18 protein-coding genes are annotated in these 22266 nt (G+C 55.0%); 11 read left to right on the top strand and 7 right to left on the bottom strand.

What is annotated here, in order from left to right:
- Window positions 1-84 precede the first annotated feature (84 nt).
- From csy1 to cas6f, 4 genes are read left to right on the top strand one after another with little or no spacing between them, the layout of a single operon-like run.
- Window positions 85-1395 carry a type I-F CRISPR-associated protein Csy1 gene (gene csy1 / locus AX755_RS11415; protein ID WP_062856776.1) on the top strand — a complete coding sequence of 437 codons (1311 nt, stop codon included), beginning with the start codon at window positions 85-87 and terminating at the stop codon, window positions 1393-1395.
- On the top strand, window positions 1392-2327 hold the full coding sequence (gene csy2, locus AX755_RS11410) for a type I-F CRISPR-associated protein Csy2 (RefSeq protein ID WP_062856775.1): 936 nt from the start codon (window positions 1392-1394) through the stop codon (window positions 2325-2327). Before csy1 ends, csy2 begins: the two co-directional genes overlap by 4 nt.
- Window positions 2328-2340: 13 nt before the next feature.
- Complete coding sequence (gene csy3 / locus AX755_RS11405; protein WP_062856774.1) at window positions 2341-3339, top strand: type I-F CRISPR-associated protein Csy3; 999 nt, start codon at window positions 2341-2343, stop codon at window positions 3337-3339.
- Between the two features lie 10 nt (window positions 3340-3349).
- Complete coding sequence (gene cas6f / locus AX755_RS11400; protein ID WP_040022896.1) at window positions 3350-3904, top strand: type I-F CRISPR-associated endoribonuclease Cas6/Csy4; 555 nt, start codon at window positions 3350-3352, stop codon at window positions 3902-3904.
- Window positions 3905-3926: 22 nt separating this feature from the next.
- Here cas6f and AX755_RS11395 read toward each other — a convergent pair whose 3' ends face one another.
- From AX755_RS11395 to trxB, 7 genes are all read right to left on the bottom strand, one after another.
- The gene (locus AX755_RS11395) at window positions 3927-4400 is read right to left on the bottom strand and encodes an RES family NAD+ phosphorylase (RefSeq protein WP_062856773.1); all 474 of its coding nucleotides are present in this window, start codon (window positions 4398-4400) and stop codon (window positions 3927-3929) included.
- The gene (gene parS / locus AX755_RS11390) at window positions 4397-4840 is read right to left on the bottom strand and encodes a type II RES/Xre toxin-antitoxin system antitoxin (RefSeq protein ID WP_038981400.1); all 444 of its coding nucleotides are present in this window, start codon (window positions 4838-4840) and stop codon (window positions 4397-4399) included. Before parS ends, AX755_RS11395 begins: the two co-directional genes overlap by 4 nt.
- 304 nt (window positions 4841-5144) lie before the next feature.
- Window positions 5145-5363, bottom strand: coding sequence for a translation initiation factor IF-1 (gene infA, locus AX755_RS11385; RefSeq protein ID WP_002211347.1), 219 nt, complete (start codon window positions 5361-5363; stop codon window positions 5145-5147).
- 284 nt (window positions 5364-5647) lie between these two features.
- The gene (aat, locus tag AX755_RS11380) at window positions 5648-6352 is read right to left on the bottom strand and encodes a leucyl/phenylalanyl-tRNA--protein transferase (RefSeq protein ID WP_062856772.1); all 705 of its coding nucleotides are present in this window, start codon (window positions 6350-6352) and stop codon (window positions 5648-5650) included.
- A 45-nt stretch (window positions 6353-6397) separates the two neighbouring features.
- Window positions 6398-8119: a heme ABC transporter ATP-binding protein/permease CydC gene (cydC, locus tag AX755_RS11375; RefSeq protein ID WP_038419020.1), complete on the bottom strand. Its 1722-nt coding sequence runs from the start codon at window positions 8117-8119 to the stop codon at window positions 6398-6400.
- Window positions 8119-9885, bottom strand: a complete 1767-nt coding sequence (cydD, locus tag AX755_RS11370; RefSeq protein ID WP_062856771.1) for a heme ABC transporter permease/ATP-binding protein CydD — start codon at window positions 9883-9885, stop codon at window positions 8119-8121. The genes cydC and cydD overlap by 1 nt, the downstream gene beginning before the upstream one ends.
- A 114-nt stretch (window positions 9886-9999) precedes the next feature.
- Complete coding sequence (gene trxB / locus AX755_RS11365) at window positions 10000-10968, bottom strand: thioredoxin-disulfide reductase (RefSeq protein ID WP_013097321.1); 969 nt, start codon at window positions 10966-10968, stop codon at window positions 10000-10002.
- A 544-nt stretch (window positions 10969-11512) separates the two neighbouring features.
- Here trxB and lrp point away from each other — a divergent pair.
- From lrp to AX755_RS25775, 7 genes are all read left to right on the top strand, one after another.
- Complete coding sequence (gene lrp / locus AX755_RS11360) at window positions 11513-12007, top strand: leucine-responsive transcriptional regulator Lrp (protein WP_000228469.1); 495 nt, start codon at window positions 11513-11515, stop codon at window positions 12005-12007.
- 135 nt (window positions 12008-12142) lie between these two features.
- Window positions 12143-15823, top strand: coding sequence for a DNA translocase FtsK (locus tag AX755_RS11355; RefSeq protein ID WP_062856770.1), 3681 nt, complete (start codon window positions 12143-12145; stop codon window positions 15821-15823).
- Between the two features lie 128 nt (window positions 15824-15951).
- Entirely contained in the window at window positions 15952-16563 is a 612-nt protein-coding gene (gene lolA / locus AX755_RS11350) for an outer membrane lipoprotein chaperone LolA (protein WP_013097319.1), read from the top strand.
- Between the two features lie 9 nt (window positions 16564-16572).
- Window positions 16573-17916 (top strand): replication-associated recombination protein RarA, encoded by a 1344-nt coding sequence (gene rarA / locus AX755_RS11345; RefSeq protein WP_013097318.1) that lies wholly within the window; start codon window positions 16573-16575, stop codon window positions 17914-17916.
- 92 nt (window positions 17917-18008) lie between these two features.
- Window positions 18009-19301, top strand: coding sequence for a serine--tRNA ligase (gene serS, locus AX755_RS11340; protein WP_008499983.1), 1293 nt, complete (start codon window positions 18009-18011; stop codon window positions 19299-19301).
- Between the two features lie 210 nt (window positions 19302-19511).
- Window positions 19512-21956, top strand: coding sequence for a dimethylsulfoxide reductase subunit A (dmsA, locus tag AX755_RS11335; protein ID WP_062856769.1), 2445 nt, complete (start codon window positions 19512-19514; stop codon window positions 21954-21956).
- 10 nt (window positions 21957-21966) lie between these two features.
- Window positions 21967-22266, top strand: a 300-nt coding sequence (locus tag AX755_RS25775; protein ID WP_231883357.1) for a 4Fe-4S dicluster domain-containing protein, incomplete at its 3' end; no start/stop codon positions are given.

The following is a 22266-nucleotide window of genomic DNA, read 5'->3' as shown; positions in this document are numbered from 1 at the left end:
GTTTTTATTCAAGCTATTTATATTAAATATAATTGCGCGATTTATATTTTTTATTGTTTATAAGTGCAAGAGTTAGGGTGATATATGAAGGAAGGAACACTATTCTCATTTATTACAGCTTTTATTGCCGAACGACGGCAAACCAAGCTGGAAGCATTTGATAAAGAGGCCGCAAAGCGCAGCGATATTGATAGCGCAACGCTTGCGGCAGAACGCCGGGAACTGGAGCTTCGTTACGAGCCGAAAGCATGGCTGACGGATGCCGCGAAGCGAGCCGGACAAATTAACCTCGTGACCCATGCGGCGAAGTTTACCCACGGGGATTCAAAAAGTAGCAGTATCTACAGCGAGGCAGTGGCTAAGGAAGGGTATCTCAGCACAGCGACGCTGTCAGGTCTGGAACCGGATGCGGTGGGTAACGCCGCTGCACTGGACGTCGCGAAACTGCTGCAAATAAGGGTTGAAGGCGGAGACTCTCTACTGGCAAGCCTGAAACGTTGCGACCACGCCGCGTTGGCTGCTTTTACCGATGACATGAGCCAACTGAGTGAATGGATTGTGGGATTTTCGCGCGCATTAACACCTGGCGAACCCGCTTCGCACAAGCTGGCGAAACAGAATTATTTTCCGGTTGATGATGATTATCATCTGTTAAGCCCGCTGTTTGCCACCTCACTTGTTCACGCCCTGCATCAGAAAATGATTGCCTTTCGTTTTGGAGACGATGTTAAAGCCATCTGGAAAGCCAGGCGCGAGAAAACCTGGCATCCCACTCCGCTGACGTTATTCCCGGATTCAGCGGAAATACACTTCGGTGGCACTAAACCGCAAAACATTTCCTATCTCAACAGCGTGCGTGGCGGACGTAGCTGGCTACTTTCCTGCCAGCCGCCGCAGTGGAAAAGGGCAGAAAAGCCGCCAACGAGTTTACGTTCTGTTTTCGCCTGGGGTGGGCAATTTGACCGCCGAGCGAAGAGCCACATTCAGCTGCTTGTTTCCCTACTGACGAAAGCGGGTGATTACACCAATTTTCGTATTCGCGAAGCCCGCGATGGCTACATCAATATGATTATCGATCTCTTGTTCGAGATCGCATCTGATTTTCAACGTGAAACCGCGCAAAACTGGACGCGCAACTGTCCCGATCTGAAACCCCATCAACAGCTCTGGCTCGATCCCTGGCGTACAAAAACAGATGAAGCCTTTCGTCTTGAGCGAGAAAAAGACGACTGGCAGGACGCTGTGGCAGAAGATTTTTCCCTTTGGCTGAACGCACGTCTGCGAAAGTCGATGCCGGATTTAGGTGCTGTGGAAAAACGTGAATGGGAAACCCGCGAGCACTTACGGGCCAACCTCCGTGAGATGGAAAAAATTATCCAGGAGGCGCTGAAATGAGTTCATTGATTTTGCTTCGCCGTGTGAGAGTTGAAAACGCCAACGCGGTTGCTGGCCTGACCTGGGGTTTTCCAGCGATCACCCATTTCATGGGATTTTCTCATGCTTTGTCGCGCAGGTTGACAGAAAAGCATGGGCTGCACATTGATGGCTGTGCTGTCGTGAGCCACGAGCACCAGATCCACGCGCATACGTCTGGCCGCGATTATCAGTTCGCCCTGACCCGCAATCCTCTTACCCGTAAAGCGAAAACCGCCTCCTTTAATGAAGAGGGGCGTATGCATTTGACGGTTTCATTGCTGCTGGAGTGTCATGGGGAAATCCCAAACGGTGAATACGGGCAGCGTGACCTCGCCGAGTTTCTGTCTCAGATATGCCCGACGCTTCGACTGGCGGGGGGAATCATCGTCGATATCCAGAATATTTCGGTTATGGCGATGCCTGCCAGCGTTCAGGAAATGGGCCGATTACAGTGGCAATTGATGCCGGGCTTTGCCCTGCGCGACCGCAGCAGCTGGCTGGGCGAACATCATCAAACGCTTCTGGAAAACAATCCTGATGCCACGCTACTTGATGCCTGGCTCGATTTTGCTTCGCTGAAACTGCAGGCCGAAATGCCGGACGAGGGCGCTATCCAGGAAGGCGATCCGGCCAGTTGGCTCTACGTTCCCAAACCTAAACCCGGGTATCTGGTGCCATTAATGACAGGATACCAGCGCATCTCTGAACTCTACGCACCCGGCGTCGTGGCAAATGCGCGTGATGCAGAAACACCGTTCGCGTTTACCGAAGCCGTATATGGCGTGGGCGAGTGGTGCGGTCTGCACCGGATTCGGTCATTAGAAGACATTTTCTGGCGCTATCGCACGACGGAAACAGGCTACTACTGTCAGGGCGCGGGCGCGCCGGTGACATCTGAACCTCTAAATTAAAAAGGACTTATTTATGGCAAAGGCTCCAACTGCCGTTAAAACGGCATCTGTACTGGCATTTGAACGTAAACTGGCGACCTCGGATGCGGTAATGTATTCAGGATGCTGGGAAGGAGAAACCTGGCAACCGATTCGGATTCAGGAAAAAGCAGTACGCGGCACTATCTCTAACCGTCTAAAAAACGCGCTCACCAACGATCCGGCAAAACTGGATGCTGAGATCCAGAAAGCCAATCTCCAGCGTGTAGATGTGGCGGCACTGCCTGCGGACGCGGATACCTTACAGGTTAAATTTACCCTGCGCGTGTTGGGAAACTTATCGACTCCTTCTGTATGTAATGACCGCGCTTATCAGGAAGAACTCCAGCAGGTTATCGACGGCTACATACATGAACATGGTTTCGCCGAACTGGCGCGTCGTTACGCCAACAACCTGGCGAATGGTCGTTTTTTATGGCGTAACCGCGTTGGTGCAGAAAAAATCGTTGTGAAAGTGACAGGCAGCCAGTCGTGGACGTTTGATGCGTACAGTTATGCGCTGCGTGATTTTACCGCCCGTGACAAGAGCCTCACAGAACTCGCTCAGGAAATAGAAAAGGGGCTCAGTGGAAAAGGATTTGTTCTGCTCAACGTAGAGGCGCAGGTTTTGCTTGGCGCAGGGCAGGAGATCTTCCCGTCGCAGGAGTTAGTACTGGACAGCAACAACAGCAAGAGCCGTCTGCTTTATCAGGTGGATGAAGTCGCTGGCATCCACTCGCAGAAAATCGGTAATGCGATTCGAACTATCGATACCTGGCATCCTAAAGTGGACGAACTTGGTGCGATAGCCGTTGAACCCTATGGATCTGTCACCAGCCGTGGAGTGGCGTGTCGTCAGCCGAAAGAGAAAATGGATTTCTACACGCTTCTCGATAATTGGGTCACCAAAGGCCAGAAGCCGGATGTGGATCAGCAACATTACGTGATGGCCGTATTGATCCGTGGTGGTGTCTTCGGCGAGAAGAGCGAGTAAGGAGCTGTTTATGGATCACTATCTTGAGATCCGTGTGTTGCCAGATCCCGAATTCAGTGAAGAGATGCTAATGGCCGCGCTGGTGGCAAAACTGCATCGCGCATTGGGTCAGAGAGGGCAGGGCGATATTGGTATTAGTTTCCCTGCGTATACTGTAAAACCTGGCGCTATTCTGCGTTTGCATGGCCACCGGCAGGCACTCAATGAGCTTGAGCAACTGGCCTGGAGAAAAGGGCTGAGTGATTACTGCGACTGTACGGAGATTAAGAATGTGCCAGAGGTAAATCACTGGCGTTGTGTCAGCCGGGTACAGGTCAAAAGTAGTGCGCAGCGGCTCATGCGACGTTCGGTGAAGAAGGGATGGTTAACTGAAGAGGAAGCGCAGCAGCGTATGTTGACGATGGCAGAGGCTAGGACTGATTTGCCGTGGCTAAATTTGCGTAGTCTCTCGACGGGTCAATCGTTCAGGCTGTTTATCCGTCATGGTGATTTGCTCTCCGCACCCGTTACGGGAGTATTTTCCACCTACGGGCTAAGCGCTACAGCCACGATCCCCTGGTTTTGAAACGTGACCACCGCATTCGTTCTCAGGATGCGGTTTTTTCTGCTAGCCGGTTATCAAAGCTAAAAGGGAGTTGCTGGACGGTCTCCAGTCTCTGATGAAAATCGGGATGCAGTGGATTCAGTATGGCGTTATTTTCAGAAGGAATGATGCAGGACGGTAGAATAAGCGCCAGCGCGCTGCTGGACTGGAGCCAACCGGTTCCCAGATCCATTGTCGACATCGGTGCAGGATCCTCCTGCCAGTCTTTGGGTAGCCATGCTTTATCCAGATACTCAATTTGCTCTTCCGGGATATCAATGCTGAAAAGCTGGTACTGGTTTAACACGGTATCTTTTTTAACGTGAACCAGAATTTCAAGTGATGCCAGCGAGATGGATGTAGAGACGTATACCGCCGGGTGTCCTTTGTGATTCCAGCGGCCGCCATACTGGTTTGCGCCGCTTCCACTCCACGCTTCGCTGGCATATCGTCCTGTCACCAGACGATAAAAAATCATGCGAATACTCCATGTTCCAGGCGACCAATCAAATCGGTCACTTCCAGTGCACCGGTTTCTGTTGCAATCAAATCGACAGGCGCAACATTTCCGAGTCCACGGACCGGTGATTGCAGCCAGTTCCATGCATCATCTTTACTGCCAAAATAATCAACGGCAGCATCCAAAACGCGTACGAAGCGCGCCACGCGCTCACTTTCATCGGGGGTCAACGTACGACCCGCACTTTTACGACGCGCGACATTGCGTTCGTTTATACCGGTGACGCGCAAAATGTCTGCTTTTGACATCGCCGTCCATTCATGAATATTGTCGAGCACGCTAACGGGTAGACCTTGGCTGAGTAACTCGATCAGTTGCATACCTCGATTTGCAGGTAAACCGGCATAGCGCCAAAGTGCGTTATCAGCAGGCTTCTGCGCAGGAACCCATGTTCTCATTTTGACCTCCTGATATGTCATTTGTCATGATTTATTATAGTCATTTGTCTGGCAATGCGAAATGAATATGTTCTGTACAAAGAAAGATAGGGTCAGCCAGATTCTGACCTTAACTGGCGGCGCTACGCTTGCACAGGCCTACAATGAGTTATGTAATTTATTGACATCGACGTAGGCTGGGTAAGCGCAGCGCCACCCGGCAAGAAAGGCGGTTGTATAACAGAGGGTAGGGTTTTTCATAAATTTAAGGCCGGGAATCTCCCGGCCTTATTAAATATTCATCTGCCATTACAGGCGAAAACAATTAGCGACTACGGAAGACAATGCGGCCTTTACTCAGGTCGTACGGGGTCAGTTCAACAGTCACTTTGTCGCCCGTCAAAATGCGGATATAGTTTTTGCGCATTTTACCGGAGATGTGCGCAGTTACCACGTGACCGTTTTCCAGCTCTACGCGAAACATGGTGTTAGGCAACGTATCAAGTACGGTACCCTGCATTTCAATATTGTCTTCTTTGGCCATCTAATCCTCTGGGGTATCACTACCAAGTTTTGAACCGGCAAGATAATGCCGAAATTCATCAATTAAGTAAAGAATTGCGCGTTTAAAACGCAGCAAAACAGTTTCGGCGCATTGCCCAAGCGTCACGGTACAACCGAACGGAAAGCGCATTCGTAAAGGGGATACAACAGGATAAACGTCAGGACGTTATCTGAAGCGAAGGTCCCAAACGGCGGCGGGGCAACAGGCAGAAGCTACTCTGCGGCATAATTATAACACCCTCATAAAAAATATGCGGAAAACATTTAGACATTGGGCATAAAGAGTGTCCGCGGTACCCAAAAATCGCGCGGCAGCTTCTCCTGACGGCAGTTATGCAGGTGCTCAATGTAGTGGCGGCGGGAGATTTCAACCGCACCGAGGGAGGCGGTATGCTCGTTCAGAACCTGACAATCCAGCAGCTGCCCGCCGCGCTGAGCAAACTCCTGGCAGAAAACCAGCAGGGCCGTTTTCGAGGCGTTTACCGCCCGGGAGAACATCGACTCACCGCAGAACAACGTCCCCTGCGCGACGCCGTACATACCGCCAACAAGTTCGCCACCTTCCCACACCTCAATGGAGTGGGCGTAGCCAAGCTCGTGCAGTTGATGATAGGCAGTGATGATATCGCGGGTGATCCAAGTCCCCTCATGACGGTCTTCCGCACACCCTTCTATCACCTGACCGAAGGCGTGATTCAATGTGACCCGGTACGGTGATTTTGCATGGAAACGCTTCATGCTGCGGCTCAGGTGAAACTGCGTGGGCCAGAGCACGGCGCGCGGATCAGGAGACCACCATAAAATAGGGTCGCCAGGTGAAAACCACGGGAATATGCCGCGCTGGTAGGCCATCAGGAGCCGGGCAGGGCTGAGATCGCCGCCAAGTGCCAGCAGCCCATTGGGTTCACGCAGCGCTCCCTCTGGCGACGGGAACGCAATGTTATGACGAGAAAGCTGGACCAGGCGCATGACAGCAAAACTCCAGTACGCGAGTGAGGACGCTACAAATATAGTCTACAGACGCTGTTTAAACTGGTAGTAGCGACCCTGTTTCGTCAACAGCTCTGCGTGACTACCTTGCTCAATAATGTGTCCGTTGTCCATCACAATTATCCGATCAAAACTTGCCAGTCCACGCAGGCGGTGTGTCACCATCAGGACGGTTTTACCGGCCATAACATTCGCAAGTAAATCAAGGATCTGGCTTTCAGTTGTCGCATCAAGCCCTTCTGTGGGCTCGTCGAGCAACATCAGCGGCGCATCATGCAGCAGCGCGCGCGCAATCGCCAGACGACGCAGCTCACCGCCAGAGAGTTGACGACCGCCTTCACCCAGCCAGCTGTTCAGGCCATCGTCTTCAAGCAGCTTATGCAGCCCGACCTGCTCCAGCATGGCGCGGAGTACGTCATCAGTGGCCTCCGGTGCAGCCAGCAGCAGGTTATCGCGCAGCGTGGCGCTGAAGAGATGAACGCGCTGCGGAACCACGCTGACGGTTTTGCGCAGCGCCTGTTCGCTGAAGTCTGCCAGCGGAGTTCCGTTAAACTGAATCTGACCTTGCTGTGGATCCCAGGCTCGCGTTAACAACTGCAAAAGCGTGGATTTGCCGCAGCCGGTACGGCCGAGGATCGCAATCCGCTGACCCGCATCCACAGCGAGGCTGATGCCTTCCAGCGCATTCTGTGCCTGCTTGTCATAGGCGAAGGTGACGTTACTGAGCGTTAGGGCAACCTGCTCAGGCGTGGCCGTTTGCTCTGCGGTGAACTTCACCTCCGGATCCTGCTCCGCAATCTCCGTGATGCGCAGGGCGGAGGCGATGACCTGACCGAGATGCTGGAAGGCACCCGTCACCGGCGCCAGCGCTTCAAAGGCCGCCAGGGCACAGAATACGAACAAGGCAATCAGAGGGCCCGGCTGTGCGTTATTGCCAACGCCACCGGACGCCATCCAGAGCATGGCGATGACTGCGACACCCCCGATTAACATCATAAGCGCCTGAGAGAACGCGGTAAGCTCAGACTGACGGCGCTGGGCTTCATGCCAGTTCAGTTCTGTATTCTCCATTCGCGCACGGTAGCGCTCGCTGGCGCCAAATATCGTCAGTTCGGCCTGCCCCTGTAACCAGGAGGTAAGCTGCTGGCGGTACTCCCCGCGCAGACGCGTCAGGTTCTCTCCGGTGGATTTACCCGCGCGGTAAAATAGCGGCGGCAGGATAATGAGCGTCAAAAGCATGATCCCGCCCAGCGTCAGCGCAACAGCGACATCCAGCACCGACAGACCCAGCGTGACTACCACAATCACCACAAACGCGCCGACTATCGGGGAAATCACGCGCAGGTAGAGGTGATCCAGGGTGTCGACATCCGCAACCACACGGTTGAGCAATTCCCCCTGACGAAAACGCGCCAGTCCGGCAGGGGAGAGGGGCAGCAGTTTACTGAAGGTGTAAATGCGCAGATGTTGCAGCACGCGGAATGTCGCGTCATGGCTGACCAGTCGCTCGAAGTACCGTCCTGCCGTACGGGTAATGGCAGTGCCGCGGACGCCCGCCGCCGGAAGCATGTAGTTGAAGCTGTAGAGCCCGGCAACCCCCGCCACGGCAGAGGCAGACAAGAACCAGCCGGAAAGCGTGAGCAGGCCGATGCTGGCAAGCAGGGTCACAATGGCCAACACGATGCCCAGCGTCAGCATCCATTTGTGGCGTTTATAGAGCGCGAGATAGGGAAGCAGGGCACGCATCAGATGTCCTCCTGACGATTCGCCAGCAGGGCAGCGAAGGGGCCCTGCGCGGTAACGAGAGAGGCGTAATCGCCTTGCTCAACAATACGACCATTTTCCATGACCCAGATCTGGTCCCAGTCGGCAATGCCCTCCAGCTGATGAGTGACCATCAGGGTGGTTTGCTGCCGCGAGGCGGCGTTCAGGGCCGCCATCACGCGCTGTTCACTGTGCGCATCCAGGCTGGCCGCTGGCTCGTCCAGCAGCATTAACTGGCATGGATTAAGCAACGCGCGGGCGACCGCCACGCGCTGCGCCTGGCCCACGGATAACCCGGCAGACTGATCGCCGACAACGGTATCGACGCCATGCGGAAGCAGCGGCAGAAACTCGCTGACCCAGGCGCGGTCGAGAACAGATTGCAACTCGTCTTCACGTGCATCCGGGCGAGCCAGCAGGACGTTTTCCCGTAGCGTCGGGGCTGGCAGCTGCGGGTTTTGCCCCACCCAACTGAGCTGTTTTCGCCAGGCGTTCGGATCGAGATCGCGCAGTTCGGTTTTGTTGATGCGCAGTGAGCCGGTATAAGCCATAAAACCGGATAACGCATTAATCAGCGAGCTTTTCCCTGAACCACTGGTCCCTACCAGCACCACCCGTTGCCCGGCGGGTAAGGTAAAGTTCAGTGGGCCAGCCAGCACTTTCCCTTCCGGTGACAGGATAGAGAAATCACGTGCTTCAATAGTCACGGGTTCATTGGCGTTCAGCGTTACCTCTCCCCGCTCCGGATGCGCCAGCGGCGTCTCCAGGAACGTTTTCAGGCTGTCAGCCGCGCCAACGGCCTGCGCTTTGGCATGGTAGAAGGTGCCAAGATCGCGAAGCGGCTGGAAAAATTCCGGAGCCAGAATAAGCGCCAGGAAACCGGCCGACAGCGTTACCGCCGTGCCGTAATGACCAAAATCCAGCGCACCGAGATACGAGAAACCAAAATAGACCGCCACGAGGGCGATAGAGAGCGAGGTAAAGAATTCCAGTACGCCAGACGACAGAAACGCCAGACGTAACACTTCCATCGTGCGCTGACGGAAATCCTGCGACGCCAGGCGAATGTTTTCCGTTTCGGCTTCACCCCGGCCAAAAATGCGTAACGTCTCCATCCCGCGCAGACGATCAAGGAAATGGCCGCTCAGGCGACCCAACGCAAGGAAGTTACGGCGGTTCGCATCGGCCGCTCCCATCCCCACCATCGCCATAAACAGGGGGATCAGCGGGGCGGTACCCAGCAGGATCAGCGCTGCCACCCAGTTGACAGGGAAAATGGTTATCACAATCAGCAGCGGGACGCAGACGGCCAGCGCCATCTGCGGAAGATAGCGGGCGTAGTAGTCGTGCATATCGTCAATCTGTTCAAGGATTAACGTTGCCCAGCTTCCGGCTGGTTTTCCCTGGATCCATGCGGGCCCGGCTTCATGAAGACGATCAAGCACCTGTCGGCGAATTTCGTAGCGAATATGCTGCCCCGCGTGAAAACCAACGCGTTCGCGCAGCCAGACGACCCAGGCGCGCAGAATGAAAACCAGGATCAGGACGATGAAGGGCAGCAGAAGCGCTTCACGCGGAATGTTCTCCATGATCATATGATTGAGAATGCGGGCCAGCAGCCATGCCTGGGCAACAATCAACAGACCACTGATCAGTCCCAGAAGACGGGAAATCATGAGCCAGCGGCGGGAAAGAACGCTCTGCTGTTTTAGCCAGCGTGTTAACTCTTGTTGACGGTTTTTTTCCATTGCGTGCTTTGCAGGTGATGTTATTAGAAAGTGGGCAGCGCAATGTTACAACGAGGAGACAATAAAGGCGACTTATCGCCGCCTTTATTTACGTTTGTTACTGACTTGTAAAGATTATTTACCTTGTTCAGCCAGCCCATCAAGGTAGCGTTCAGCGTCCAGCGCGGCCATGCAACCGGTGCCTGCGGAGGTGATCGCCTGACGGTAAATATGGTCCATTACGTCACCAGCAGCGAACACACCCGGGATGCTGGTCTGGGTCGCGTTGCCGTGAATACCGGACTGCACTTTGATGTAGCCGTTTTCCAGCTCCAGTTGCCCCTCGAAGATTGCCGTGTTCGGGCTGTGGCCGATAGCCACAAACAGGCCCGCCACTTCCAGCGTTTCGACGTTATCGGTGTTCTGGGTATCACGAATACGCAGACCGGCAACGCCCATCTGATCGCCCGTCACTTCTTCCAGCGTACGGTTGGTGTGCAGCACAATGTTGCCGCTCGCCACTTTATCCATCAGACGTTTGATCAGGATTTTCTCGGCGCGGAAAGTGTCGCGACGGTGGATCAGGTGCACTTCTGAAGCGATGTTCGCCAGATAGAGCGCCTCTTCTACGGCGGTGTTACCGCCGCCGATGACCGCGACTTTCTGGTTGCGATAGAAGAAACCGTCGCAGGTTGCGCAGGCAGAAACGCCGCGACCTTTGAACGCCTCTTCTGACGGCAGGCCAAGGTAGCGGGCAGAAGCGCCCGTTGCGATGATCAGCGCATCGCAGGTGTACTCGCCGCTGTCGCCCGTCAGGCGGAACGGACGGTTCTGCAAATCGACCTTGTTAATATGGTCGAACAGAATTTCGGTTTCGAATTTAGCCGCATGCTCGTGCATACGCTCCATCAGCAGCGGCCCGGTCAGGTCGTTAGGGTCGCCTGGCCAGTTTTCCACTTCAGTGGTGGTGGTCAGCTGACCGCCTTTTTCCATACCGGTAATCAAAACCGGTTGCAGGTTAGCGCGTGCAGCATAGACCGCCGCGGTATATCCCGCAGGTCCAGAACCAAGAATTAGCAGCTTACTGTGTTTGGCCGTGCCCATGAGATCCCCATTGTTGTTGGCAGACAGTTGGCAGGATTGTAGGGAATTTGTTGCCGTAAAAAAAGAGCACAGCAATGTTGATCTCAATCTGTACGATAGGCAATGACGATAAATTGAGCGCTATAACATCAGGCTTACTTCTTAAATTCGCTTGTTTATAAGGCAATAAAATGAGGATTAATACCCCACCGAAATGAATATCCGGCATGTTGTACTAAAAATCGATGTTTTGCTTTGACAATCCCCTGCGCTTTTGCGAAAACATTCAAGGAAGAAAAAAAACCGCGTTAACCGTGTGCCGCATAGGCATGCACGTAAATGCCATTTTTACCGGGTCAGTGAAATCTACGCATGGCGTGGACAGACGCCATACGTGATGTCGGTGACTGCCTTCGGGCAACGGTCTTCTTACCAACAGAACCCGAATCCGCATCGCGTCTAATAGATAACCAGGCGATGTGATGACTAACGGGTACAGGCTCTGAACAGTGATGTGCACAGGGTCCAGGCAGGAGTAGGGAAGGAATACAGAGAGACAATAATAATGGTAGATAGCAAGAAGCGCCCTGGCAAAGATCTCGACCGTATCGATCGTAACATTCTTAATGAATTGCAAAAGGATGGGCGTATTTCCAACGTCGAGCTTTCAAAACGTGTGGGACTTTCCCCGACGCCGTGCCTTGAGCGTGTGCGCCGACTGGAAAGACAGGGTTTTATTCAGGGCTATACGGCTCTGCTGAACCCGCATTATCTGGATGCCTCACTTCTGGTATTTGTTGAGATTACTCTGAATCGTGGTGCACCGGATGTGTTTGAGCAATTTAACGCCGCTGTACAAAAACTTGAAGAAATTCAAGAGTGTCATCTGGTTTCTGGCGATTTCGACTACCTGTTGAAAACCCGCGTACCAGATATGTCCGCCTACCGTAAGCTGCTGGGTGAAACCCTGCTGCGTCTGCCAGGCGTGAACGACACCCGTACCTATGTGGTGATGGAAGAGGTCAAACAGAGCAATCGTCTGGTTATTAAGACGCGCTAACACGGAACAGGTGCAAAATCAGTGTAGTTTGATTACACTCCTGTTAATCCATACAGCAACAGTGCCGGGGTGTCCCGGCGCTGTTGTCCGTTTTAGCAAACAGGCAGGATATGCCTGATACCTGGAGAGCCTTTCTTGAGCCAGGAATACACTGAAGACAAAGAAGTCACATTATCGAAGCTAAGCAGCGGACGTCGGCTCCTTGAGGCGTTGCTGATTGTTATTGCCCTTTTTGCCGTCTGGCTGATGGCAGCCTTACTCAGTTTCAACCCCTCAGATCCCAGCTGGTCACAAACTGCATGGCATGAGCCTATCCATAATTTAGGCGGCGTTCCCGGTGCCTGGCTTGCGGACACCCTGTTTTTCATTTTCGGTGTGATGGCCTATACCATTCCCGTCATTATTATTGGCGGATGCTGGTTTGCCTGGCGCCATCGTCAGAACGACGACTACATCGACTATTTCGCGGTTTCGCTGCGCCTGATAGGCGCGCTGGCGTTGATCCTCACCTCCTGCGGGCTGGCAGCCATCAACGCCGATGACATCTGGTATTTCGCCTCTGGCGGGGTCATCGGTAGCCTGCTGAGCTCTGCGCTGCAGCCTATGCTTCACAGCAGCGGCGGTACCCTGGCCTTGCTGTGTATCTGGGCGGCAGGATTAACGCTGTTCACCGGCTGGTCGTGGGTGAGCATTGCCGAGAAGATCGGCAGTTTTGTCCTCACTATTCTGACCTTTGCCAGCAACCGTACCCGTCGTGACGACACATGGGTCGATGAAGACGAATATGAAGATGAGTACGAAGAGGAAGACGATGCGCCAGTACAGCGTCGTGAATCTCGTCGTGCACGTATTTTGCGTGGAGCACTGGCACGCCGTCAGCGCGTCGCCGAGAAATTTGCCAACCCGCTGGGCCGTAAAACCGATGCGGCGCTCTTCTCCGGTAAACGCATGGACGAAGACGATCATGTTGAGTACCGTTCAGCCGGTGCCGCCGTCGATCCTGATGATGTGCTTTTCTCTGGCAGTCGCGCCATGCCGGGCGATTTTGATGAATACGATCCACTGCTAAACGGTCACTCTGTTACCGCACCGGTTGCTGCCGCGGCAGCCGCGACTACGGCGGCGCAGGCTTATGCAGCACCAGCGGAAGCCGTTATGCCGTCTGCGTCGGTTCCCGCTCCCGAGTCCGCTATTCAACAGCCTCATGTAGAGTGGCAAACGGCGCCTGGCGTTCATACGCCAGAGCCGGTTATCGCACCAGAGCCAGAAAGCTATGCGCCGGTCCAGCAGGAACCGTGGCAGCAACCTTATCAGCCTGAGCCCGTTCATGAGCCGCAGGGGTACCCGTACGACGAGCAGCCCGTCGCGCAACCGTATCAGGAGTATGTCCCTGAGCCTGTTCCGCCTGCTGAGCCTTACGTCGCGCCTCAACCAGAACCTGAGGTGGTGGAAGAGGTCAAACCGTCTCGTCCGCCAATGTACTATTTCGAAGAGGTTGAAGAGCGCCGTGCCCGTGAGCGCGAGCAACTGGCAGCATGGTATCAGCCTGTTCCTGAGCCGGTGCAGGAGCCTGTTGTGAATACACCTTCTGTCTCCGCACCGCCGGTTACTCCAACGCCTGCGGTTGCACCAGTGGCAGAGAGCGTGAAACAGGCCACAGCAGCCGCTTCGGCGCCGGTCTTTAGCCTGGCGACAGGTGGAACACCACGTCCTCAGGTAAAAGAGGGGATTGGTCCGCAGTTGCCGCGTCCTAACCGCGTGCGTGTGCCAACCCGCCGCGAGCTGGCATCCTATGGCATTAAGCTGCCTTCTCAGCGTATGGCTGAGGAGAAAGCCCGTGAATCTGATTACGACGATGATGCAGATGAAATGCAGCAGGACGAACTGGCGCGTCAGTTCGCCGCACAGCAGCATCAGCGCTATGGCGAGGAGTATCAGCACGATCATCCTGCTCAGGCGGACGATGATGATGCCGCAGAGGCAGAATTAGCACGCCAGTTTGCGGCCACCCAGCAGCAACGCTATTCAGGTGAGCAACCTGCTGGTGCGAACCCGTTCTCGCTGTCGGATTTCGAATTCTCACCGATGAAAGATCTGGTCGATGATGGTCCGAGTGAACCGCTGTTCACGCCGAGCGTCATGCCGGAAGCCGAGCCGGTGCGTCAGCAGCCGGCCCCTGCGCCACAGGCTTACGCCCAGCCGCAGCAGCCTGCGCCACAATCTTATGCGCAGCCACAGCAGCCACAATTCCAGCAGCCTCAGGCACAGCCGCAAGAAAGTCTCATTCATCCGTTGCTGATGCGTAACGGTGACAGTCGTCCGTTGCAACGTCCGAGCACGCCTCTGCCGTCGCTGGATCTGTTAACGCCGCCGCCAGCAGAAGTTGAGCCGGTCGATACCTTCGCGCTGGAGCAAATGGCCCGTCTGGTAGAAGCGCGTCTGGCTGACTTCCGCATTAAAGCGGACGTGGTCAACTACTCTCCAGGCCCTGTCATAACCCGTTTCGAACTCAACCTGGCGCCTGGCGTTAAAGCCGCGCGTATTTCAAACCTGTCCCGCGACCTGGCGCGTTCTCTGTCGACCGTTGCGGTTCGTGTGGTTGAAGTCATTCCTGGTAAACCTTATGTCGGTCTTGAGTTGCCGAACAAAAAACGTCAGACCGTGTACCTGCGTGAAGTGCTGGACAACACCAAATTCCGCGACAACCCTTCACCACTGACCGTGGTGCTGGGTAAAGATATCGCGGGTGAGCCGGTGGTAGCCGATCTGGCGAAAATGCCTCACCTGCTGGTCGCGGGTACAACCGGTTCCGGTAAGTCGGTAGGTGTGAACGCCATGATCCTCAGCATGCTCTACAAAGCGCAGCCGGAAGATGTCCGTTTCATCATGATCGATCCGAAAATGCTGGAACTGTCGGTCTATGAGGGGATCCCGCATCTGCTGACGGAAGTTGTGACCGACATGAAAGACGCGGCCAACGCCCTGCGCTGGAGCGTCAACGAGATGGAGCGCCGTTATAAGCTGATGTCGGCTCTGGGCGTGCGTAACCTTGCCGGTTATAACGAGAAAATCGCCGAGGCGGCGCGGATGGGTCGTCCAATTCCCGATCCATACTGGAAACCGGGCGATAGCATGGATGCCCAACATCCGGTGCTGGAAAAACTGCCTTACATCGTCGTGCTGGTGGATGAGTTCGCCGACCTGATGATGACCGTCGGTAAGAAAGTGGAAGAGTTGATTGCCCGTCTGGCACAGAAAGCGCGTGCGGCCGGTATTCACCTCGTCCTGGCGACGCAGCGTCCTTCTGTGGACGTCATTACGGGTCTGATTAAAGCCAACATTCCGACCCGTATCGCCTTTACCGTATCAAGCAAAATTGACTCGCGTACCATCCTTGATCAGGGCGGTGCTGAATCGCTGCTGGGGATGGGGGATATGCTCTACTCCGGCCCGAACTCCACCTCTCCGGTGCGCGTTCACGGCGCATTCGTTCGCGACCAGGAAGTGCATGCCGTGGTGCAGGACTGGAAAGCGCGCGGTCGTCCACAATACGTTGACGGCATTACCTCCGACAGCGAAAGCGAAGGCGGCGGCGGTGGCTTTGACGGCGGCGAAGAGCTGGATCCGTTATTCGACCAGGCGGTTAATTTTGTTACCGAAAAACGCAAAGCGTCGATCTCCGGCGTTCAGCGTCAGTTCCGTATTGGCTACAACCGCGCGGCGCGCATCATTGAGCAGATGGAAGCTCAGGGCATTGTCAGTGAGCAGGGGCATAACGGTAACCGTGAGGTGCTGGCTCCGCCGCCGTTTGATTGATCTTCAGCGTGTGCAAAGAAGGGTAAATCAGCCAAATTTAAGCATTTTCTTCTGTCACCTGCCTGCGGGCAGGTCCAGAATAGAAAACGGAAACCCCATTTCGGGATGACGTATTTTAAGGAACAACAATGAAAAAAATCGCAATCGCCTGTGCATTACTCACCAGTTTTGTCGCCAGCAGCGTCTGGGCTGATGCGGCCAGCGACCTTAAAAGCCGCCTGGATAAAGTGAGCAGCTTCCACGCCAGCTTCACGCAAAAAGTGACTGACGGCAGCGGTAATGCGGTGCAGGAAGGCCAGGGCGATCTGTGGGTTAAACGCCCAAATCTTTTCAACTGGCACATGACTCAGCCGGATGAGAGCATCCTGGTCTCTGACGGCAAAACCCTGTGGTTCTTCAACCCGTTTGTTGAGCAGGCAACCGCCACCTGGCTGAAAGATGCGACCAGCAACACGCCATTTATGCTGATTGCCCGTAACCAGGCCAGCGACTGGCAGCAGTATAATATTAAGCAGAACGGTGATGAGTTTGTCCTGACGCCAAAAGGCAGCAACGGCAACCTGAAGCAGTTCACCATCAATGTAAGCACCAACGGTACCATCAATCAGTTCGGCGCCGTTGAGCAGGACGATCAGCGCAGCAGCTATCAGCTCAAATCACAGCAAAATGGCGCTGTCGATGCATCTAAATTTACCTTTACCCCGCCGCAGGGCGTAACGGTGGACGACCAACGTAAGTAAGAGGCATGAGTGGGCAACCTGTCGCTCGATTTTTCAGATAATGCGTTTCAACCTCTGGCCGCGCGTATGCGGCCAGAAAATTTAGCTCAGTATATTGGTCAGCAGCACCTGCTGGCTGCGGGTAAGCCGTTGCCGCGGGCCATTGAAGCCGGGCATCTGCACTCGATGATCCTCTGGGGACCACCCGGTACCGGTAAAACCACGCTTGCTGAAGTGATCGCCCGCTACGCTAACGCGGACGTCGAGCGCATCTCGGCGGTCACATCCGGTGTGAAGGAGATCCGCGAGGCAATTGAGCGCGCGCGCCAGAACCGTAACGCCGGGCGACGAACCATCCTCTTTGTGGACGAAGTCCATCGCTTTAATAAAAGTCAGCAGGATGCATTCCTGCCGCACATCGAAGACGGCACCATCTTTTTCATTGGTGCCACCACCGAAAACCCGTCGTTTGAACTCAACTCGGCACTGCTTTCCCGGGCGCGCGTCTACCTGCTTAAATCGCTCACCACCGAGGATATTGAAAACGTCCTCACCCAGGCGATGGACGACAAAGCCCGCGGCTATGGCGGACAGGACATTGTCCTGCCTGACGACACGCGTCGGGCAATTGCGGAGCTGGTCAACGGCGATGCGCGGCGGGCGCTGAATACCCTGGAAATGATGGCCGATATGGCCGAAGTCGACGACGCCGGCAAACGGGTATTAAAACCGGAACTGTTGACCGAAATTGCCGGTGAGCGTAGCGCCCGTTTTGATAACAAAGGCGATCGCTTTTACGATCTGATCTCGGCGCTGCATAAGTCGGTACGCGGCAGCGCGCCGGATGCCGCGCTTTACTGGTATGCACGCATTATCACTGCCGGTGGCGATCCGCTGTACGTCGCGCGTCGCTGTCTGGCGATTGCCTCAGAAGATGTTGGCAATGCCGATCCGCGCGCCATGCAGGTGGCGCTTTCGGCCTGGGATTGTTTTACTCGCGTCGGGCCGGCAGAAGGTGAGCGCGCTATTGCTCAGGCGATTGTCTATCTGGCCTGCGCGCCGAAAAGTAATGCCGTCTATACCGCATTCAAAGCGGCCATGTCGGATGCGCGTGAGCGCCCGGACTACGATGTGCCGGTGCATCTGCGTAATGCGCCAACGAAGCTGATGAAAGAGATGGGGTACGGGCAGGAGTATCGTTACGCTCACGATGAACCCAACGCTTACGCGGCCGGGGAGGAGTATTTCCCGCAGGAAATGGCACAAACCCGCTATTATCACCCCACAAACAGAGGTCTTGAAGGCAAGATTGGCGAAAAGCTCGCCTGGCTCGCCGGACAGGATCAAAATAGCCCTATAAAACGCTACCGTTAGTTCAGTCGTTGCGGTAATGTTGGCATTGTATCCCTGTGGCCGCAGGCTGTGGCCACATTTTCCTATTTTAATTCGATAAGCACAGGATAAGCATGCTCGATCCCAATCTGCTGCGTAATGAGCCAGACGCAGTCGCTGAAAAACTGGCACGCCGGGGCTTTAAGCTGGATGTAGATAAGCTGCGCGCTCTTGAAGAGCGTCGTAAAGTTCTGCAGGTACAAACTGAAAATCTGCAGGCAGAGCGTAACTCTCGATCGAAGTCCATCGGCCAGGCGAAAGCGCGCGGGGAAGACATTGAGCCATTACGCCTGGAAGTGAACAAACTGGGTGAAGAGCTGGACCAGGCGAAAGCTGAGCTGGATGTTCTTCAGGCCGAAATTCGTGATATCGCCCTGGCTATCCCGAACATTCCTGACGACAGCGTTCCTGTCGGTAAAGACGAAAACGACAACGTTGAAGTGAAACGCTGGGGTACGCCTCGTGAGTTCGACTTCGAGGTTCGCGATCACGTTACTCTGGGCGAAATGCACGCGGGCCTGGACTTTGCGGCAGCCGTGAAGCTGACCGGTTCTCGCTTCGTGGTGATGAAAGGTCAGATTGCTCATCTGCACCGTGCGCTGGCACAGTTCATGCTGGATCTGCACACCGAGCAGCACGGTTACAGCGAAACCTACGTTCCGTATCTGGTTAACCACGATACTCTGTACGGTACCGGACAACTGCCGAAATTTGCCGGCGATCTGTTCCATACCCGTCCGCTGGACGAGGAAGCCGACAGCAGCAACTACGCGCTGATCCCAACCGCGGAAGTGCCGCTGACCAACCTCGTGCGTGATGAGATCATCGACGAAGACGACCTGCCAATCAAACTGACGGCGCACTCTCCGTGCTTCCGCTCTGAAGCGGGTTCTTACGGCCGTGACACGCGTGGTCTGATCCGTATGCACCAGTTCGATAAAGTTGAGATGGTACAGATCGTTCGTCCGGAAGAGTCCATGGACGCGCTGGAAGAGATGACCGGCCACGCGGAGAAAGTGCTGGAGCTGCTCGGTCTGCCGTACCGTCGTATGGCGCTGTGCACCGGTGATATGGGCTTTGGCGCCTGCAAAACCTTCGATCTGGAAGTGTGGGTACCTGCGCAGAACACCTACCGTGAAATCTCCTCCTGCTCTAACGTCTGGGATTTCCAGGCGCGTCGTATGCAGGCACGCTGTCGCAGCAAGTCCGACAAGAAAACCCGTCTGGTGCATACCCTGAACGGCTCTGGTCTGGCTGTTGGCCGTACGCTGGTTGCCGTGCTGGAAAACTATCAGCAGGCAGACGGACGTATTGAGATCCCTGAAGTGCTGCGCCCATACATGAAAGGCCAGCAGTACATCGGCTAATTCTTTGCCTTACAACAAAAAAGCGCCTTTTGGCGCTTTTTTTATACCCTCGGTTTGATACGACGCAATACCCCCTCCCTCTAAAGTAGTAATACTCCTGCGAATGAAAGCCAGCATAAAACACGCATAACGCATTAGCTCGTTATATATAAAACTATATCGCGGTTAATTCCGCCCCTTATTCTTTGTGAGCAACCAAAGTGAGTCTTTATGAAAATCAAAGCGCCTGAAGCGTTAATGGCTGCCGAGGTCACTCGCCGTGGGTTGATGAAAACCACGGCAATTGGCGGTCTCGCCGTTGCCAGCAGTGCCTTCACTCTCCCTTTTACCCGACTGGCGTCGGCGGCGGATGCGTTGTCCCCGGCTACGGCCCCGGAAAACGTGGTGTGGAGCGCCTGTACCGTAAACTGTGGTAGCCGTTGTCCATTACGTATGCATGTGGTGGATGGCGAGATCAAATACGTCGAAACCGACAATACCGGCGACGATAACTACGACGGCTTGCATCAGGTTCGCGCCTGTCTGCGTGGCCGCTCAATGCGCCGCCGGGTTTATAACCCGGACCGTCTGAAGTACCCGATGAAACGCGTCGGTAAGCGCGGGGAAGGGAAGTTCGAGCGCATCAGCTGGGATGAAGCTTACGATATCATCGCCAGCAATATGCAGCGTCTGATAAAAGAGTACGGTAACGAATCCATCTACCTGAACTATGGCACCGGAACGCTCGGGGGAACGCTGACCCGCTCCTGGCCACCGGGCAAAACGCTGGTGGCGCGCTTGATGAACTGCTGCGGCGGTTATCTCAATCACTACGGTGACTACTCTTCTGCACAGATTGCTGCCGGCCTGAACTACACCTACGGTGGCTGGGCAGACGGTAACAGCCCGTCCGATATCGAAAACAGTAAACTGGTGGTGCTTTTCGGTAACAACCCTGGTGAAACGCGCATGAGCGGCGGTGGGGTAACCTATTACCTTGAACAGGCTCGCGCCAAATCTAACGCCCGGATGATCATCATTGATCCGCGTTATACCGATACGGGGGCAGGCCGGGAAGATGAGTGGATCCCTATTCGCCCGGGTACCGATGCGGCGCTGGTCAGTGCGCTGGCGTGGGTCATGATCACCGAGGACCTTGTCGATCAGCCATTCCTCGATAAATACTGCGTCGGCTATGACGAGAAAACCCTGCCCGCCAGTGCGCCTGCCAACGGGCATTACAAGGCGTATATTCTGGGCCAGGGTAGTGACGGCGTGGCGAAGACCCCGGAGTGGGCATCAAAAATCACCGGGATACCGGCGGAACGTATTGTCCAGCTGGCGCGTGAAATCGGTTCAGCGAAACCGGCCTATATCAGCCAGGGCTGGGGGCCACAGCGTCACGCGAATGGCGAAATCGCCACTCGTGCTATTTCGATGCTCTCCATTCTGACCGGTAACGTGGGTATTAATGGTGGGAATAGTGGCGCGCGCGAAGGTTCCTATTCGCTGCCGTTTGAACGGATGCCAACTCTGGAAAACCCGGTTCAGACCAGTATCTCCATGTTTATGTGGACCGACGCCATTGAGCGCGGGCCGGAGATGACCGCCCTGCGCGATGGCGTACGGGGCAAAGACAAGCTGGATGTGCCGATCAAGATGATCTGGAACTACGCCGGTAACTGCCTTATTAACCAGCACTCGGAGATCAACCGCACCCACGAAATCCTGCAGGATGACAAGAAGTGCGAGATGATTGTGGTGATCGACTGCCACATGACCTCATCGGCGAAATATGCGGATATTTTGCTGCCGGATTGCACCGCCTCGGAGCAGATGGATTTCGCGCTGGATGCCTCCTGCGGCAACATGTCCTACGTGATCTTCACCGACCAGGCCATCAAACCGCGTTTCGAGTGCAAAACTATCTATGAGATGACCTCTGAGCTGGCGAAACGTCTTGGTGTCGAACAACAGTTCACAGAAGGCCGCACTCAGGAAGAGTGGATGCGTCATCTGCATGAACTTTCCCGTAAAGCGATCCCTGACCTGCCGGATTTCGATACCTTCCGCAAGCAGGGCATCTATAAACAGCGCGATCCGCAAGGGCACCACGTGGCGTACAAAGCCTTCCGCGAGGATCCGCAGGCGAATCCGCTGACCACGCCATCGGGCAAAATCGAGATTTACTCCGAAGAGCTGACAAACATTGCCGCAACCTGGGAATTGCCGGAAGGGGATGTTATCGATCCCCTGCCGATCTACACGCCCGGGTTTGAAAATTATAACGATCCGCTGACCGCAAAATTCCCGCTGCAACTGACCGGATTCCACTACAAAGCGCGCGTTCACTCCACTTACGGCAACGTTGATGTGCTGAAAGCCGCCTGCCGCCAGGAGATGTGGATTAACCCGACGGATGCGAAAGCGCGAGGCATCAGCAATGGCGATCGTGTGCGTATCTTTAACGATCGCGGCGAGGTGCATATCGAAGCCAAAGTGACGCCCCGCATGATGCCTGGTGTTGTCGCGTTGGGGGAAGGCGCGTGGTACAGCCCGGATGCAAACCGCATCGACCAGGCTGGCAGTATTAACGTACTGACCACGCAGCGCCCGTCGCCGCTGGCGAAAGGCAACCCGTCCCACACAAACCTTGTTCAGGTTGAGAAGGTGTAAGGAGTAACCGATGACAACCCAGTATGGATTTTTTATTGACTCCAGCCGTTGCACCGGGTGCAAAACCTGCGAGCTGGCCTGCAAGGATTACAAAGACCTGACCCCGGACGTCAGCTTCCGCCGGATCTACGAATACGCGGGCGGCGACTGGCAGGAGGATAACGGCGTCTGGCATCAGAACGTCTTTGCCTATTACCTGTCGATTGCCTGTAACCACTGTGAAGACCCGGCCTGCACCAAAGTGTGCCCGAGCGGGGCAATGCACAAGCGTGACGACGGGTTTGTGGTGGTGAATGAGGATGTCTGCATC

It is taken from the genome of Enterobacter sp. SENG-6, from assembly GCF_001605945.1.
In the GTDB taxonomy this organism is placed as follows: domain Bacteria; phylum Pseudomonadota; class Gammaproteobacteria; order Enterobacterales; family Enterobacteriaceae; genus Enterobacter; species Enterobacter cloacae.
This window is presented reverse-complemented; position numbering and strand designations above follow the sequence as displayed.

What these genes read in the sequence shown, in the direction of transcription:
- cas6f (WP_040022896.1), top strand. Translation starts at nt 3,350, where the DNA reads ATGGATCACTATCTTGAGATCCGTGTGTTGCCAGATCCCGAATTCAGT.
- infA (WP_002211347.1), bottom strand. Translation starts at nt 5,363, where the DNA reads ATGGCCAAAGAAGACAATATTGAAATGCAGGGTACCGTACTTGATACG.
- parS (WP_038981400.1), bottom strand. Translation starts at nt 4,840, where the DNA reads ATGAGAACATGGGTTCCTGCGCAGAAGCCTGCTGATAACGCACTTTGG.
- csy2 (WP_062856775.1), top strand. Translation starts at nt 1,392, where the DNA reads ATGAGTTCATTGATTTTGCTTCGCCGTGTGAGAGTTGAAAACGCCAAC.
- dmsA (WP_062856769.1), top strand. Translation starts at nt 19,512, where the DNA reads ATGAAAATCAAAGCGCCTGAAGCGTTAATGGCTGCCGAGGTCACTCGC.
- csy3 (WP_062856774.1), top strand. Translation starts at nt 2,341, where the DNA reads ATGGCAAAGGCTCCAACTGCCGTTAAAACGGCATCTGTACTGGCATTT.
- lolA (WP_013097319.1), top strand. Translation starts at nt 15,952, where the DNA reads ATGAAAAAAATCGCAATCGCCTGTGCATTACTCACCAGTTTTGTCGCC.
- lrp (WP_000228469.1), top strand. Translation starts at nt 11,513, where the DNA reads ATGGTAGATAGCAAGAAGCGCCCTGGCAAAGATCTCGACCGTATCGAT.
- csy1 (WP_062856776.1), top strand. Translation starts at nt 85, where the DNA reads ATGAAGGAAGGAACACTATTCTCATTTATTACAGCTTTTATTGCCGAA.
- cydC (WP_038419020.1), bottom strand. Translation starts at nt 8,119, where the DNA reads ATGCGTGCCCTGCTTCCCTATCTCGCGCTCTATAAACGCCACAAATGG.
- trxB (WP_013097321.1), bottom strand. Translation starts at nt 10,968, where the DNA reads ATGGGCACGGCCAAACACAGTAAGCTGCTAATTCTTGGTTCTGGACCT.
- aat (WP_062856772.1), bottom strand. Translation starts at nt 6,352, where the DNA reads ATGCGCCTGGTCCAGCTTTCTCGTCATAACATTGCGTTCCCGTCGCCA.
- AX755_RS11395 (WP_062856773.1), bottom strand. Translation starts at nt 4,400, where the DNA reads ATGATTTTTTATCGTCTGGTGACAGGACGATATGCCAGCGAAGCGTGG.
- serS (WP_008499983.1), top strand. Translation starts at nt 18,009, where the DNA reads ATGCTCGATCCCAATCTGCTGCGTAATGAGCCAGACGCAGTCGCTGAA.
- cydD (WP_062856771.1), bottom strand. Translation starts at nt 9,885, where the DNA reads ATGGAAAAAAACCGTCAACAAGAGTTAACACGCTGGCTAAAACAGCAG.